The 15,994-nt window shown below is 36.9% G+C and carries 10 protein-coding genes and 2 pseudogenes; 9 read left to right on the top strand and 3 right to left on the bottom strand.

The features are described 5' to 3' along the window. Positions 1-118: 118 nt before the first annotated feature. The 7 genes and pseudogenes from SANK73390_RS02900 (at position 119) to SANK73390_RS02870 (ending at position 11,381) form a co-directional block, all read left to right on the top strand. Positions 119-4,867: an ATP-binding protein gene (locus SANK73390_RS02900; protein ID WP_462763304.1), complete on the top strand. Its 4,749-nt coding sequence runs from the start codon at positions 119-121 to the stop codon at positions 4,865-4,867. A gap of 40 nt (positions 4,868-4,907) precedes the next feature. After that, complete coding sequence (locus SANK73390_RS02895) at positions 4,908-6,131, top strand: EAL domain-containing response regulator (protein WP_315942695.1); 1,224 nt, start codon at positions 4,908-4,910, stop codon at positions 6,129-6,131. A 128-nt stretch (positions 6,132-6,259) separates the two neighbouring features. Beyond that, positions 6,260-7,522 (top strand): response regulator, encoded by a 1,263-nt coding sequence (locus SANK73390_RS02890; RefSeq protein ID WP_462763300.1) that lies wholly within the window; start codon positions 6,260-6,262, stop codon positions 7,520-7,522. Positions 7,523-7,537: 15 nt separating this feature from the next. Further along, positions 7,538-10,195: an ATP-binding protein gene (locus SANK73390_RS02885; RefSeq protein ID WP_462763298.1), complete on the top strand. Its 2,658-nt coding sequence runs from the start codon at positions 7,538-7,540 to the stop codon at positions 10,193-10,195. Beyond that, the gene (locus SANK73390_RS02880) at positions 10,185-10,553 is read left to right on the top strand and encodes an Hpt domain-containing protein (protein ID WP_462763295.1); all 369 of its coding nucleotides are present in this window, start codon (positions 10,185-10,187) and stop codon (positions 10,551-10,553) included. Before SANK73390_RS02885 ends, SANK73390_RS02880 begins: the two co-directional genes overlap by 11 nt. A gap of 112 nt (positions 10,554-10,665) precedes the next feature. Next, a pseudogene (locus SANK73390_RS02875) lies at positions 10,666-10,845 on the top strand (ISAs1-like element ISPsesp1 family transposase); the annotation flags it as partial. A 167-nt stretch (positions 10,846-11,012) separates the two neighbouring features. Then, positions 11,013-11,381 (top strand): VOC family protein, encoded by a 369-nt coding sequence (locus tag SANK73390_RS02870; protein WP_462763292.1) that lies wholly within the window; start codon positions 11,013-11,015, stop codon positions 11,379-11,381. Between the two features lie 72 nt (positions 11,382-11,453). Here SANK73390_RS02870 and SANK73390_RS02865 read toward each other — a convergent pair whose 3' ends face one another. Then, the gene (locus SANK73390_RS02865; protein WP_462763289.1) at positions 11,454-11,936 is read right to left on the bottom strand and encodes a hypothetical protein; all 483 of its coding nucleotides are present in this window, start codon (positions 11,934-11,936) and stop codon (positions 11,454-11,456) included. A 330-nt stretch (positions 11,937-12,266) separates the two neighbouring features. Between SANK73390_RS02865 and SANK73390_RS02860 the strand changes: the two are divergent. Further along, positions 12,267-12,433 (top strand): annotated as a pseudogene (locus SANK73390_RS02860) (transposase); the annotation flags it as partial. Between the two features lie 148 nt (positions 12,434-12,581). On the opposite strand, the gene SANK73390_RS02855 reads toward SANK73390_RS02860, so the two are convergent. Beyond that, positions 12,582-13,145, bottom strand: a complete 564-nt coding sequence (locus tag SANK73390_RS02855) for a lipid-binding SYLF domain-containing protein (protein WP_462763288.1) — start codon at positions 13,143-13,145, stop codon at positions 12,582-12,584. A gap of 362 nt (positions 13,146-13,507) precedes the next feature. On the opposite strand from SANK73390_RS02855, the gene SANK73390_RS02850 reads away from it, so the two are divergent. Next, complete coding sequence (locus SANK73390_RS02850) at positions 13,508-14,071, top strand: hypothetical protein (protein ID WP_462763286.1); 564 nt, start codon at positions 13,508-13,510, stop codon at positions 14,069-14,071. A 150-nt stretch (positions 14,072-14,221) separates the two neighbouring features. On the opposite strand, the gene SANK73390_RS02845 is transcribed toward SANK73390_RS02850, so the two are convergent. Continuing rightward, a complete protein-coding gene (locus SANK73390_RS02845; RefSeq protein WP_462763285.1) occupies positions 14,222-15,928 on the bottom strand; it encodes a methyltransferase domain-containing protein in 1,707 nt (568 codons plus the stop codon). Between the last annotated feature and the right edge of the window lie 66 nt (positions 15,929-15,994).

The following is a 15,994-nucleotide window of genomic DNA, read 5'->3' as shown; positions in this document are numbered from 1 at the left end:
AAATAGCAATTTGGAAACCTTGTTCTATAGTAGTTTATTAACGCCCCTTAGTGATATGAATATGCAAAAAATTTTTAAAAAACTCCTTTGCTTTATCTTACTATTAGGTTGCTTTTACATGTTAGATCGTATTTCTATCGATTATGATCAGGCAAATAAGCATTTCAAGATGCACCAGCAAGTGTTCATAAATAGCAAACAATTTTTACTGTTCAGCAATATCATTTTTTCACTGCAAAAGGAAAGGGGATCAACCGCCGTTTTTAATGAACAAAACAGTTCTGCCATGCCTACCCTATTATCTCAATACAGACAAGCAACAACACAGCACTTTACGCAAGCAATCAGCTTCTACACTCAAAAAGGTAATACGTCGACTTATACCAACATGGTTGAGATGCTAAACATCTATTTTCAGCGCACAGAAAATATTAGGAACCAAGTAGACTCACAGCAACTTTCAGCAAATCAATCATTTGCTCAATATACCGCGCTAATAGAATTTTTATCAGACTCACTATTAGCTATCAAACATCGTACATTTACTGATAACAATACTAAAAACACGATATATCCAGACTTATCCCACTACCTAGATTTAATTTACTTAATTGAGTATGCAGGAAAACTACGAGCAAAAATCGGCATACTACTCAATAAGCCAGATGCGAATAAAAACATACTAATACCAAAAACTCTCTACCTTAACTCGAACATAAACAATTCATTATCGACTAAAAATTTAAGCAAAAAAACCTTGAATATTCTCCATGCTATTGAAAATTCAGCAGAGAAACAAAAAATAAACAACTTAATGGCGGGGCTGAAAAGTACAGGCCAAGCTAAAATGAAACCATCACTATGGTGGGAAACAAGCACATCATATATTAACCAATTGACCTCATTGGTCACAGCCATCACTGTTAATGGACAAGAAAATGCTCAACGTAGTATGCATACCGAAAAAGTAAAAAGTCAGGTTATTTTTATTACCTCAATTGCTGTAGTGTGTGTGGCTATTTTCTTACTTTACTCGATGTGGCTATTAATGAAGCCCCGCGATAAACATCAACACACGACGATAAACTATTGGCAGCTTTGCATTGTATTAATTGCCATATTACTCATTACCTTACTAACTCATAGAATCAGCCAAAGAGACCTTGATAATCAACTAAAATTGCAGTTTACAGCTGAATTAAAAAATAGTGCAATAAATACGCTAAAAAGTATTAAACAGGTTTGGTTCAATCCCACAATAGAAAGTTTAACTGCAACTCAAGCGAACCTGTTTAACCTCACAACTGCCGACATGAAAGATAACGCTTTACTAAACCAGCTAAACATTGGTAGTGACTTTGCTATCTATGATGTGCAAAACCAGACATGGCTATTAAATGACAATAAACAATTAGCAATTGCATTAGAGCAAGTTGATAAACACTATGAACTTATTAAACAGGGTCATGTTGTATCAACAACCGTTGTTACAAATGAAGCTATGACTGCACATTTTGTAACCTCTTTGGTAAACGAACAAGGTATTCAGCCGTATTTTTTGTGGTTCTCCAAAACCGATTTAACAGCCCTTAAATCAATTCTAAAATCCCCCTTTTTAGATTCTGATTCGACCGTGCTTTATTTTGATAGAAATCATACCCTGACGAGCCAAAAAAATTATAAAAATCACTGGCTGCAAGACAACACCACGCCAACCACGACTCCCCTCGCCCTAAAAAACAAATTCAAACAACTCGAATACATTAATTACCTCAACAAACCCGTGTTGGGGGTTTTATCTTGGAACAACGAGCTACAGATGGGAGTAGGTGCAGAACAAGAAGTGGCTGTTATTGATAACATTGTAAAAAATGTACAAAGGGAATTTTCTATTCAATTGTTTATTTTACTGTTTCTAAGCGGCGCTATTCTATCAATTGTCTATCGAATCCAAAACAAAGCATTTGAGCAACTTGCACTTTCAGAGCAACAGCTAGAAAAAGATAAAATTCAGCTTAATAATGCCCAAAAAATTGCTAATACTGGCTCTTGGGAATGGTACTTTGGTGACCCCCAAGTCACTATTTCTAAAGAATTATCTAATATGCTTCAATTGCCAAGTGATACAAACAGCTATTCGGCTCGCAGCTTGTTAAGATTTATAGAACCTGCATGTCGGCATGACTTATTGCACTCAATAAAAAAACATAATGGTCGCAGCTCCATTACCATGCGATTGATAACACAAAACCTCTCAAGTATTTCTCATATCGGGTTCGCAGCCAACTGGCAAATCACTGAAATGGCTCATACTGGTACGCAACAAAAGAACCTTGTCGGCATCATCAAAAATGTCACCGAACAAGTCATGGAGCAAAACCGTCAGCAGAAACAACAAACAGCGCTAAAGGCAGCTCGAGCAGCTGCACTTGCCAAAATGGAAGAAGCGGATCAACAACGTTTTGCATTAGAGTTAGCGTTAAAAGAAAATAAAGAAACCGAACGCCTTTTACAGCAAACTCTCGACAGCATACCCGCGTTTATTTTGTTATTAGATGCTAGCGCTAAAATAACCTTAGTGAATCAATACTGGTTTAAAACACAACACGCTGACCAGTTTAGTGGTGGACTATTTCTTAACACTTTCTTTAACGTAGGAGATGACTGTATTGATGCTATCAACTCCTTACCCTTAACAAAAAGAGAACCCTTACTAAATGGCCTAACAGAAGCAAAATTTCAAGACAATTATATAAAAGAACTTGAATGCGAATATATCATTACTGAAGGCCCAATATGGTTTGAAGTCATCATAACGACCATTGAGACACACAACGGCAAATCAATTTTAATGTATCAGCATGACATAACGCAGAGAAAACAAGATGCTTTTCAATTGCAAGATGCTAAAGCTAAAGCAGAACTCGCCAATGATGCTAAATCTCGTTTTTTGGCCACCATGAGCCACGAAATAAGAACCCCCATGAATGGTGTTGTTGGTATGCTTGATTTACTTCATCAAAGCACCCTTTCTCAAGAGCAGAGTCATTTAACATCTGTAGCCAAAAATTCTGCACTGATGCTGCTTAGGATCATTAACGATATTCTCGACTTTTCCAAAATCGAAGCAGGTAAAATGTCCATAGACTGGTTACCGTTCGATTGGCGCGATGTTATTCAAGAAATAGCAGAGCTGTTAGCACACCAAGTTAAAGAAAAAAACCTTCAGATGTACTTTATGTTTGACCCAAAACTTGGTTATTGGCAATTGGGGGACCCAATAAGAATTAGACAGATATTGCTTAACCTAATCGGTAATGCCGTCAAGTTTACAAAAACTTCTTCCAGTAAAATTGGCTTGATTGAGGTTCATATCTCTATAGCCAAGAACAACGATGAAAGAATCGAAATATCTGTAAAAGATAATGGTAAAGGCATGACAAACGAGCAACAGAAATCCTTGTTTAAGCCATTTATGCAAGCCGACAATAGTATTCATAGAGAGTATGGAGGTACAGGTTTGGGTCTGTCTATTACTCAAAAGCTGACCGATATGATGCATGGTTCAATCAGCTGTGAAAGTACAGAGCATCTAGGTAGTACTTTTAAACTATCACTTCCCTTTCGTGAACATATTCCGCAACAAAACAATAAAATTGCAATTTACTTCAATAATATCAGTGTCTATGTATTGGGTGATGATGACATCTTTGAGCAAGATTTACAGGCAAATCTAATAGCGCACGGTGCCAAATGCGAGGTAATTAACTGGGTGAATATTAATGACAGTAATATTAGTGCGGTCAGCGCCGATTATATTGTGGTAACACTTGAACGCTACCAACAAATTATTACTTCAAATTATCAATTTCAACCTAATAATGATAAGGCTATTTATATTATTCTAGTGGGTGACAACTTTACCACGCCTCTACCGACAGAAAACTGCTTTGAACCGATTTACTACAACCCTTACTATAGCTTCAAAATAGTTGAGCACATCGCCGTTCGCGAAGGCATTATTAGCCCTGATATCCCGCTTCCTCAGATCGTCAACAATAACGACACAGCGCCACCAAGTATTGAACAAGCGCAAAAAAATAACCAGCTTATTTTAGTTGTAGAAGACAATGCTTATAATCAAGATGTATTCAGGCGCCAGCTAAGCTTACTTGGTTACCAATGTATGATTGCCGAACAGGGTCAAATGGCTTTAGAATTTATAGCCACACATTCATTTGCCTTAATAATTACCGACTGCCATATGCCGATAATGGACGGATACACCTTCACTAAAAAGTTTCGTGAAATAGAGCAACAACAACCCACAATCAAAGAGCTGCCTATTATTGCCGCCACAGCAAATGCCCTAAGCGGTGAACGTGAAAAGTGTTTATCATGTGGCATGAACGATTACATATCTAAACCGATTGAATTAGCGCATTTAAAAAATTTACTACACAAATGGATGCCTACTCAGCCAGAGCCAAAAACAGCCCAAAAAAGCGTTACACCAACAAGTAACGCATTGATTGATTTAGCATTGTTGTCAAGCTATGTCGGTGATGATAAACAAATACAGCTGTTATTTTTAGAAAACTTCATGAGTGATTCAGACCCTCTTATGAAATTACTCATAGATCACACTGCTGATATCGAACAGGTCAAAAGCTTAGCTCATCAACTAAAGTCCTCTGCAAAAGCAATAGGTGCAACCGAACTTGCCAATAACTATCACGAGCTAGAGCAGGCAGCCAAAGACAAAAAATCTGAAAAAGTTAGCACAATATTTCCAACCTGTGTTTCACAATTCAATGCTGTATGTTCTGAAATTACAACTATACTTAAGCTTAGTGATTTGCACTGATAGATGCGTCGAAAGCTCAGGTAGATACAAAGGCTAACTAATGGATGTAAGAGAATCATTAAACGTAATAGCAATTGATGACAATAGTCTGATCTTGACACAGTTAAGGCTGCTGCTGTCTCACTCTTATAGTGTCAATTTTTCAGGCTTTACCAAGGGTTCTGAAGCTTTATTACACATAAAACATGAACAAACAGATTTAATTTTTTTAGATCTAAATATGCCTGATATGGATGGCATTGAAGTATTGAGGCACCTATCTGATTTAAATATTTCAGCTTCAATAGTACTTCTGAGCGGTGAAGATAACACCATAATAAAGATGGCAAAAAACTTAGCACAATTGAGAAATTTAAACGTTATAACAGGGTTAGATAAACCCATTACGGCAGCACAAATTAAACAACTCATGGAGTCATTATTTAGCATCGCTCATAGCCAAGCCCCAAATCTATCATCGCATTCATTCGAGATAGAAGAATTAAAGAGTGCGGTTGAAAATAAACAAATGTGCCTGTATTTGCAACCTAAAGTCGCCTTAAAAAATGAAGAAATTATAGGTGCAGAATTTCTGGTTAGGTGGGATCACCCCGAGTTTGGCATATTATCGCCCTATTATTTTCTCGATATTATTGAACAATCTGACCTTGTACATGATTTTTCGATTGTTATTGTCAATGAAGCCTTTGCATTCATAGAGCAGCACTTTAAACTTGTTCAGTCTCTCACCTTTAACATTAATTTAAGTGTAAAAAACTTAGAAGACCTTCAGCTACCTGAACGACTTGCAGATTTAGCCAAAAGTTATCGTGTACCACCCAGCATGATAGTTTTTGAGGTCACGGAGAGCCTGTTAATCGAGAACTTAGCACAGTCATTAGATGTTTTATTAAGGTTACGTCTAAAAGGATTTTCACTGGCGATAGATGACTTTGGTACTGGCTACTCTTCAATCAAACAATTGAGTCAAATCCCATTTTGTGAACTAAAATTAGATAGATGCTTTATTCACGACTGCGCAATAGACAAAGATAAACAAGCGATTATTGAAGCAACGGTATCTCTTGCTCAAAAGCTTAATTTAAAGGTAGTGGCTGAGGGTATTGAACAACAACAAGACCTCACTTTTTTAGACAATTATCAAATTGACTACGGCCAAGGCTATTTATTTGCACTGCCTTTAGAAAAAATCCACTTTTTAAAAACGATTGAGCAGCAATCAAGTTATACGCGAGATAGTAAACGCAACATAATGAGAGGCTAAGGCAATTAAATCGCCAAATTGGTATTTTTCATTATTCACGACATATTTAAAAGCTCTTGCCAAAATTAGTCGCATGTATGTGCAAATGTAGCAAGGTAAGTTTCACCATGGTAACTAGGAAGTGAAACATGACTCGTAAAGAAGTGGAACACGTTGAACGCCACCCAAAAGTTGTACTTTTGTGTGAAGATGTAGAAGAGCTTGCTGGGGTTACTGAAGTCATATCTTCACAAATATCGGCCTTCAGAACGCTCTGTAATTTCGATGATATGCAACAAGTACTAGTCGACTCAACGCCTTTAGTTATTATTATTGCGATGTCAAGCGTGAGTAAAAGTGTTGAACTATATAGTCTATTAGCCAAAGGTGGCATGCTAGATTACCCGCACGAAAATATTCTATTGTGTGAAAATAGAGAGTCAGGTATTGGCTTTCGATGCTGTATGAAAAATATATTTCGAGATTACTTCATCTACAAACCCATGTATGAAAATTACCGCTTACGGATGATATTACACAACGCACTTTTACGTAGCAAAGAAGCGCATGATATTACTCACATCAGAGAAGAGCACTTTGGCAGAATTGATGAAGACCTAAAGCAACTTATTGATGATGCAGCCCAATATCACCAATCAGCCGAGCAAACCTTAAAAGATGCCAGAAAAGATTTACAAAATGCTTCTGGTATAAACGAGGTACAATCAGCTTTGATACAAGATCTCAAAGCTCAGCATATCGACCCGCTATTAGATAAGCTAGAAGCACAATTATCTGATAGTGTTATAGAGCTCACCAAAAGGTTGAAAAGCAAACAGTTCTCTGTGGCTGAACTATCAGCACTACTCACAGAGCGCGCCATACCGAATACCAACCACCAAGCGTCTTTGCTTAAGGAAAGTAAGCCTGAAACACAAAAAGCACAACCGAATAGACACAATGGTTATTTAGATCTTCCCTCCTCAAAGGAAGAAAACACTCCGCAGCCTGTCAAAGAAGAGCCGTTAAAAAACGCTAAAATAATGGTTGTTGAGGATAATGAAATTTATCGCGAAATGATAAGCAAAATACTACGTGATGAAGGTCATTATGTTGAAAGCGTAAGTAGTGGGCTCACAGCGATAAAGATGCTGAGAAAGCATAAGTATGATTTAATTTTCATGGATTTATTTATGCCTGAGCTTGATGGTTACAATACCACTAAAAATATCCGAAATATTCCTAATTGCAAAAGCATTCCTATTATCGCCTTAACAAGCAATAAAAACAAAGAGCTCATCCGAAAGTGGGCGAGCTTAGGACTCACCGCTTATATTGCGAAACCATCAACTAAGCAATCAATTCTTAAAGCTGTCGAAAAGTGTAATGCTATAAACCAGCTTAGAGTGTGATTAAAGGCTTAATGTATGAAACTCAATGTCAGCAACACCCCTGCTCTAATGGTGTCACATAGCCTGCACATATTAGACATTAACGAACCAGCCCTTGTATTAATATCCCAAACATACAAGGATGTTATAAACAAGTCGGTAGAAAACTTTTTTACTTGCCCGCAAAAAATATCTTTAAAGCAATTAAATGCTTATGTAAACCAAACTATTTTATTGGAAGTTGACGACAAGCCTTTTACTGCTTTGATTTTACCGCAACAAGAAAGCACTTTTTCAATAATATTGATTGACCAACAACCTCAAGACAAAACACCAGCCGAGCATAAAGTTCAAGTGATTGGTCGCTGGATGTACAACACAATAGACCGCACGTTTCAACTTTCAAAAACCTGTGCAGCCTTATTAGCGTTAGAGCAAAAAACTGCAATTTCACTTGACTATATCATAGAAAACTTGGCCAAATCGGATACTGAGTTGGTTGTTAATGCCTTTAAAGAAGCGGGTATTAATAAACAACCTTTTAGTCTTGAAGTTCATACAAAACACTCTCTAGACGTTGCCCCTTTACAGTTAATTTGCCATGGTTTACAAGATGAATCTGCAGCTACATTGCTTAAAGGTATTATTAAACGAAATATCTATACGCAAAAACTAGATTGCAAACTTGATGAACAACATGAAAGACGAGGACGTGCATTAGAAGGTGGGCAAATAGGTACTTGGAGTATCATACATTACAAAAATGAAATGTCTGTTCGCTGGGACAGTCAAACTTGCAAGTTATTACACCTTCCAGCTACGAATAATCATGGTAGCATTTGCACATGGATTAACCATATTCACCCTCAGGATGCCCCCTCAGTTAAAGCGGCCATTGAACAGGCATTTACACAAAACAAAGACTTCGAACGCGAATATCGCTGTATATTGCAAGATGGAAGTTGTATTTATATCTATGCCAAAGGTGTACTGAGCAACGACTCACGTACTAACACTTCCTTTTTGGATGGCGTCATCATTGATCATACGCCAATATATGAAGCACGGATGCGACTCGAAGAGTCTAACTTACTACTCGAAGCAAAAGTAAAATCACGTACTGCTGAACTAGATCAGGCCGTCAAGCATGCTGAGATGGCGAGTCAATCAAAATCAGAGTTTTTATCTATGATGAGCCATGAGTTAAGAACACCAATGAATGCAATTATTGGTGCTTTAGACTTGTTAACCGATCAAGACAATAGCTTTGAAGAACAAGAGTTACTTGATACCGCTGCAATTGCTGCCAATAACCTAGTTTCTATTCTTAATGATATTCTTGATATAAACAAAATTGAAGCAGGGAAACTTGAACTAGATTGCTTTGATTTTGATGTCTCTAAAATGTTGAATAATATTATTGTTATCTTCGGCCCAATAGCAGAGCAAAAAGGCGTGAAATTAAAGGTTTTAGAATCTGACAATCTGCCTGCTGAGCTCAATGGTGATGAAAACCGTATTCGACAAGTTATGTTTAATTTAGTGAGTAATGCGATTAAGTTTAGTGGCAACGACTCTAGTAACATGGGACTTGTATCAATCGCTTTATCTTGTGAAAAAGTTAATGCTCTGGTCAGTAAACTTATTTTTGTAATTAAAGACGATGGCATAGGCATTGATAAAGAAACATTAAAAAAGCTTTTTACGCCATTTACGCAAGCAGATAAGAGTACGACACGGCAATTTGGTGGCACAGGCCTCGGATTAGCAATTTGTGGTCGACTCATTGAATTAATGGGTGGCGAGATCGTAGTTAATAGCGAAGTCAATATTGGCAGTGAATTTACAGTCAGCATTCCTATTTGGAATTTCAGGCCACGAGAGCTGCAAACACTTTATTCTTGCATTACCCTCTTCTCTAATATTAACGACACGCCTGAAATAGAAAACTTAAAGAACAAGTTATCTTTTTATTGTAATGAGATTATTGTCATACCCATTAGCAGTTTAACCTCATATGATACTAGTAGTGAGAACCTTAATATTCTGATTGCCACAACTATGGCTGATATACACGAACTTGATTCTTGCTCATTTACTCCCCATGACGTTTTACTTTTATACAAAAGAGACTTGTTTGAGCAGTTAACTGAGCGCTTTAAAAAAACCTTCAAATTAAATTTAGACACACTGACTTTTTTCACATTACAAAAGTACTGCTTACAGTTGAAAGAACGCTCAAAGCTGGAGTTTGAACCTTTGCAAGAAGATGATTTTGCAATCAACTTAGATGTAACAACCGAACCTAATAACGACTCTCCTCATCAGCTCCCGTTGCTCGTAGTTGAAGATAACGAATTCAACCAAAAACTGATGGTTAAACAGCTTTCAAGGCTTGGCTACAACTGTGAATTGGCATCTGATGGATTACAAGGATTAAAAATGTGGCAAAACAATGATTATGCTCTGATTTTAACTGATTGCCATATGCCAGGTATGGATGGATTTGAACTAACACGCCAAATAAGAAAGTTTGAAGAAAAAAGCGCTGAAATTCCCATAATTGCAGTCACTGGCGCAGCAATGAAAGGTGACCAAGAGTATTGTTTATCCGTTGGGATGTCAGATTTTATTAGCAAACCAGTTACTTTGGCTAAATTCAAAAATACACTAGAGAAATGGTATGGAAATTAACACGCTAGATAGCTTGAAAACGTTAAATGAAGATGTAATGTTAGAACTGCTAGGTGATGATAGAGACGAAATCAACAGCTTTCGCCAACAATTTTTGGTACAAGCCAAAAATAGTCTGCAAAAAATTGCTGGTTACTATCGCCAAAACCAAATAAAGGCAATCAAAGATGAGGCACATTATTTAAAAACATCCGCTAAAGCGATTGGGGCTGAACGTTGCGCTTACTACTTACAACAACTTGAAGACACCACTCAAACACAAGCTACTGAAAATATAATAAAGCAACAATGTAGAGCATATATAGAGTCACTTAGTAGCGAAATAAAAAATGTTTTTCATGCCTGCAATAACAAATAAATACATCTCTTAATTGAATGCTGCTCTTTATCAGTAGAGTTTGCAATGCAGGAAAGGGTCATGTTCAAGGTTATACCATTTGCATTAAATATGTGACCAAATATTGCGACATATCATTGCCTTTGATGGCAAAGCTATTCGCGGGGCAAGTAAACTGCTTGCTGATAAATTACACCTCGTCTAAGCATTTGATTGTGAGGCAGGTCTCACATTATTCCACCAAACAATTGGCAATAAGACAAATGAAATACCTGCAGTTCAGGATTTATTGCAAATACTCAATATCAATAATCTACTTTCAAAATGGATGACTAATTTCGACAATGTCAGATTCCAACTATGGATTGGCATTGCCTATTGCTTCGAGGCGTATAATATGCCTTAAATGGATAGCTTTTATTCAACCGCCAAGTTCTGTTAGGTATTTGCACCCATACGATAGCAATTAAAGGAGTAATGATGAGGATTCTTACCAATATTTGTTCTGATGATTTACAAAGTAGCAAACGCTTTTATGTCGATCTTTTAGAGTTCGATGTTAAATATGAAAGTGATTGGTATATTCAACTATGTTCACCTAATGATGCCGAAATTGAATATGGAATTATCAAAAGACAACATGAGTTAGTGCCTAATCTTTATCAACGTAAACCGACGGGAATGTATGTCACATTTGTAGTGTCTGATGTAGACAATACCTATAAAAAAGCAGTAGCAATGGATTTACAAATACTCCAAGAGCCGCGCAATGAATTTTACGGACAACGCCGCTTTCTAACACAGGACCCAAGCGGTTGTTTGATTGATATCTGCTCTCCTTGGAAATGAAGTAAAAAATACAAAAAGCAGCCCATACCGGTGCTGGAGCTACGGCTTTCAATGACTGCAAAAGCTAGTTCGTCAAAGCAATTTGTTACGAATGGTTTTTGCTGCTTGTGACAAATTACTTAAACGCCTATTGGCTTCAGCCAGCTCAACACCCTGAATTGCTTCATAGTCATCTAAAAAGAAAGCCTTGTCATAGTTCTTCGTCTGTGGATTTTTTACATAAACCAGTACGTAGCAACGCATCTCAACTTTATCAAGCACCCTAAAAAAGTTGATATCTTTTGACGTGATTTTAGGCTTAACAGCACGACTTAAATGCTCAGAGAATACGTGCTTAACATATACCGATTTATCATTTCGACGATACTTTACAACATCAGCCAAACCAAATTCTGCAGCATCTTGAGTATGTATATCTTGCTCAAGTTGAACCATCGTTTTTTTACCAAACAATCGTAGCTTAATACGACTCAAAAAAGACGTGTTCTTACTTTTCATATTATGCGTAAACAACATCCTTTGTTTAGGTAACCTATAATCTGCTGTCATGCTCATGTTCACCTCCTTGTTACTTATTATAACCACCAATTAAAACTACGAAACTGCATAAAAAGTTACTTAATTGTTTCCAATAGGTAACTTCCTTATGTCTGTTAATTTCGCATAACTAAATATTAATATGTTAATAGTAAGGGTTGAAAGTAAATAAAATAACAAGGAGTTAAAGGTGTATAAAATTTTACTTAGCCCAATTAGCTGTCACTTTATGCTGCTATAAAAGCTTTACTTTATTAAAAAAGAGCGAACAGAGCTGGCCCAAATTTTCGGATATAACTTTCAGTGATTGATCTGTTTTTATAGTAACCAAAAATATTGGAACAGATGATGACTAGAAAACGCAGAAACCACTCTCCTGAATTTAAAGCTAAAGTGGCATTGGCCGCTGCTAAACATTGCTGAATTAGCACAGAAATACAACCTTCACGCAAACCAAATTTCTACATGGAAAAAAACTACTTGAAAATGCGGCTATTATCTTCGCTTCTGAAAACTTAACTGATAGAAGAAACAGATAAGTTAGTTTATGTGTCCAGCCAATGGGGTCCAGTTCTGAGAAAAACGTCAGCGCCAACTATAGGCGCTGTTTAATTGACATAATACCTCTAGACTCTTAGCTTGTTATCAATAATCTTACACATCTTAATTAAGCTCATCATCCACCCAAAACTTAGTCCCTTTTAGTACAGCTTGCAGTGCTAGGCCCGTTTCTGTCAGTGAGTAAACGGTAACATCATCAACAACCGCTTCCGCCGCGACGGCGCCACCTTGATGCTTGTGTTTAGCGGCTGCATCAGCATTACCACCAAATGCCCAACCGTGCTCAATGAACCTTGCAAGTGCTTTTTGAGTATGAAAAACCATAACAACACTAAAATCTTTTGCACCAATACCAAGGCCAATACCCGCCTCAGCCATATTCATGTATGTTCGAGCACCCGTTTTGCTATTAACAGCTACACCATATCCACCACCAAAACTGGCAATGATCACATTTACATTGGCATTATCAAATACAGCATACCCAGCTGAGCTTGCAATTTGTTGCTGTACATCGGGCTTTTTTGAATAGAGCGATCTCAATACATCACCACGCATATCCTCCACTGCTGCGCGTTTTTGAGCCACAGTGTTTCCTGCCGATGAAACACAACCACTTAAAAATAGAACGATTGATATGATAGCCATCATAGAATTACTTTTCATACTTAACACTCCTAACAGAAATGAACTCATGTATTACATTTAACTGGATATTTTAGTAAAAAAAGCTGGCCACTACCTGAATCTACAAATATTTTTTTTAAACATTCTTTTTAGACATAAAAAAAGGCCGCTGAACGCGGCCAATATCATGGGTAATCATGAAGGGATAAGTGTGAAATCAAAATTAGTTTACATATACACTTAGCAAAATAAAACCACATTATAACGCATTTAAACATCGGAAAAAGCGAACTATATATTCAGTTAAAAAACTATTCACTTTTATGAAAGTCCTGTTTAAACCTTTTCAAAAAAATCTACGACTAATCATTTAAACCTCATCTACTAACAAGAAGAACATCATGCTTAAACATTTAGTCGCCCTTACTATTACTGTTACCGTTATGTCAGTCTCTTTCGCTAAGAACACAACAAAAGACTTTCAAAAACAAAAGATTAGCAATGAAGAATATCGAATGATTGTATTTCAAGATTGCCAGCAAGTACTTGTTGAACCGCTAAATGATCAGCAACTAAGCAGTTACCTGGCTTTAACAACACTCTCTAAAAAGATGAAGCAGTTAGAAAAGCCTGTCGATAAAGTTAGCGCCCAAATGAGCAGGCTTGGTAAGCAAATTGAAGCCTTATCGAGTAAAGCATTTGTAGAACATGACGGTAAATTAACAATAGATAAAACTTTACTTGCCAAGCAAAAGAAAATATCAAACCAACTCAGTACACTGGCATCCGATCATGAAGATGATTTTAAAGCACTTGAAGCACACGGGAAAAAAATAGAATTTGCCGCTAACAACTTTGAGTCCTTAATAGCACCACTTATTGGTGACATTAAAAACTCCCATATACAAATTTTAAAATCAGGCGAGCCAGTAAAACCTTGTAACCTATTGTCAACTTACTCTTAAGCATCTTGAGCATTGTTCTTGGGCAGGCCATTAATGCACTTTAATGGCCTGCCTTAGAGCTATTAGATACAATGACATGATTAGGGCGTTTATAAATTAGCTCCTAGGAAACCAACTCACTCTGTTAGATGAAAGTACGGAGTACAATACCTAAACATTATTTTTAACCGCAAAGAAATTATACATACCGAAGAAAAAGTCTGGATGCATTTTTTCGAACTGTTCCCAACGAGTTAAGGTTTCACCAAGCTCCAATGGCTGAAATTCATCTAAAGCCTGTTTATATTGAACCATCTGTACGTTTGAAATCGCCATTGATTTAAATTCGATACTAGAGTTATTTAACAATTGATCAATCGTTTCAAGGCTATAGTTAATCTCTTGCGGGTGAAAAACGGCATCCATTAAACCGTTACTATTAAAAAAATCATTACTGTTAAACCATTGCCTACTTTTTTGCTGCTTGGTCCACTCATTACGCCATTGTGGTAGTTGCTTCTTGGTGATTTCATCAGTACCAAAGTAGTCAATAGCCTCTGCTCTTATGTTTGCTAACTCGCGTCGACCTAAACTGCTGTAAAAGCCTAAGATCATCAAACCATTAGATTTTAAGCACTGACTTAATCTACTAAGTCCAAGCTGTGGAGAAGCCATATGATGCATTACACCAGTACAAAGAATAAAGTCAAACTGTTTACTTAATTTGCTAATTTCTAGTATATCTAGAAGTTCAAAGCGCACATTTTGTAATTTATAGCGTTTCACCATTTGTTGAGCATACTGCATACTAACAGGGCTAATATCTATTGCCGTAACTTGGGCATAAGGATTGGCAAAAGCGGTCTCTACGACCTGTAAACCTGTGCCACAACCTGCTATCAATATATTAGGAGTTTGAATGCTATCTAACCCCAATCTTGTCATACATTGCTCAAAACTAAGCGAGCTTAAATTGACCACTTTATATTTGGGGTATGGATTTGCTTTATAAAATGTTTGTACTTGCTTAGAAGTATCATTAGTAAGCTCGTTATTAGACTCCGTTTCTCCTTGAAGAACTGAAAGGTAGAACTTTAAGTCTTCAGCAATTGGTAACATTTTGTAGTGTGCAAAGCCATCTCCTCCTTGTTGCCAAAGCTCTAATGCCTCGTCAAAACTGGCATAACATAGCTTGAGTGCCATCACTTCAGAGGTAAATAATGGATCACTTAAATCTAATTGGTTAAATAATGTAAGCTCTTCAGTACTTGTGAAGTAAATACCATCATTGAGTAAATTTTGACATGCTATGGCGACCATAGTCGGTAAATATTTTCGTGCATCCAAATTATTTGCAATGCACCTTAATAATTCTTTCCTGCCCAATAAAATAACTTTTTCTAATTGATGATTAGGTGTGATGGCGCGCTCAATAACAGCACAAAATGTGGGATCAGCTAACATGCTTTCAAGAGGCTCATTAAGAGTGGTAATTTCCCCTGCTAAAACTTTCTCATACTTCGCAAATAACTGCACTCTAAGATACTCTACAGCTTGACCTTCCAAGTATTGATACTTAATCGCCTCATGTAGCGCCTTCTCAAGTGGTTTTAGGTACGACGTAAAATTGATTGCTTTTAGTATATTAAGTAAATAAGCCAACTCATTTTGCTGGTAACCTCCAAACTGAACAGCATCTATCGCACAACCTAGCGACTCAAAAAAGCGCCCCATTTTTAGGTAGCATTGTGCAAGACCAGAAAACGCAGCAACATTCCTATACTCTTCATCCAAAAGCTGTGCAAAAAGTTCTGCTGCCTGAGTATATTGCTTTGACCGCATCAAGTTTTGTGCATGCTTTAATCTATTTTTTGACATGAGTTCAAGTACTTATTGTTAGGAGATGACACTGCTTAGCTTCGTATGAAATTTTTAAAAATCAAG

This window comes from Pseudoalteromonas sp. SANK 73390, from assembly GCF_054966645.1.
The sequence above is the reverse complement of the archived record's forward strand: the minus strand, read 5'-3'. Positions and strand labels throughout refer to the sequence as shown.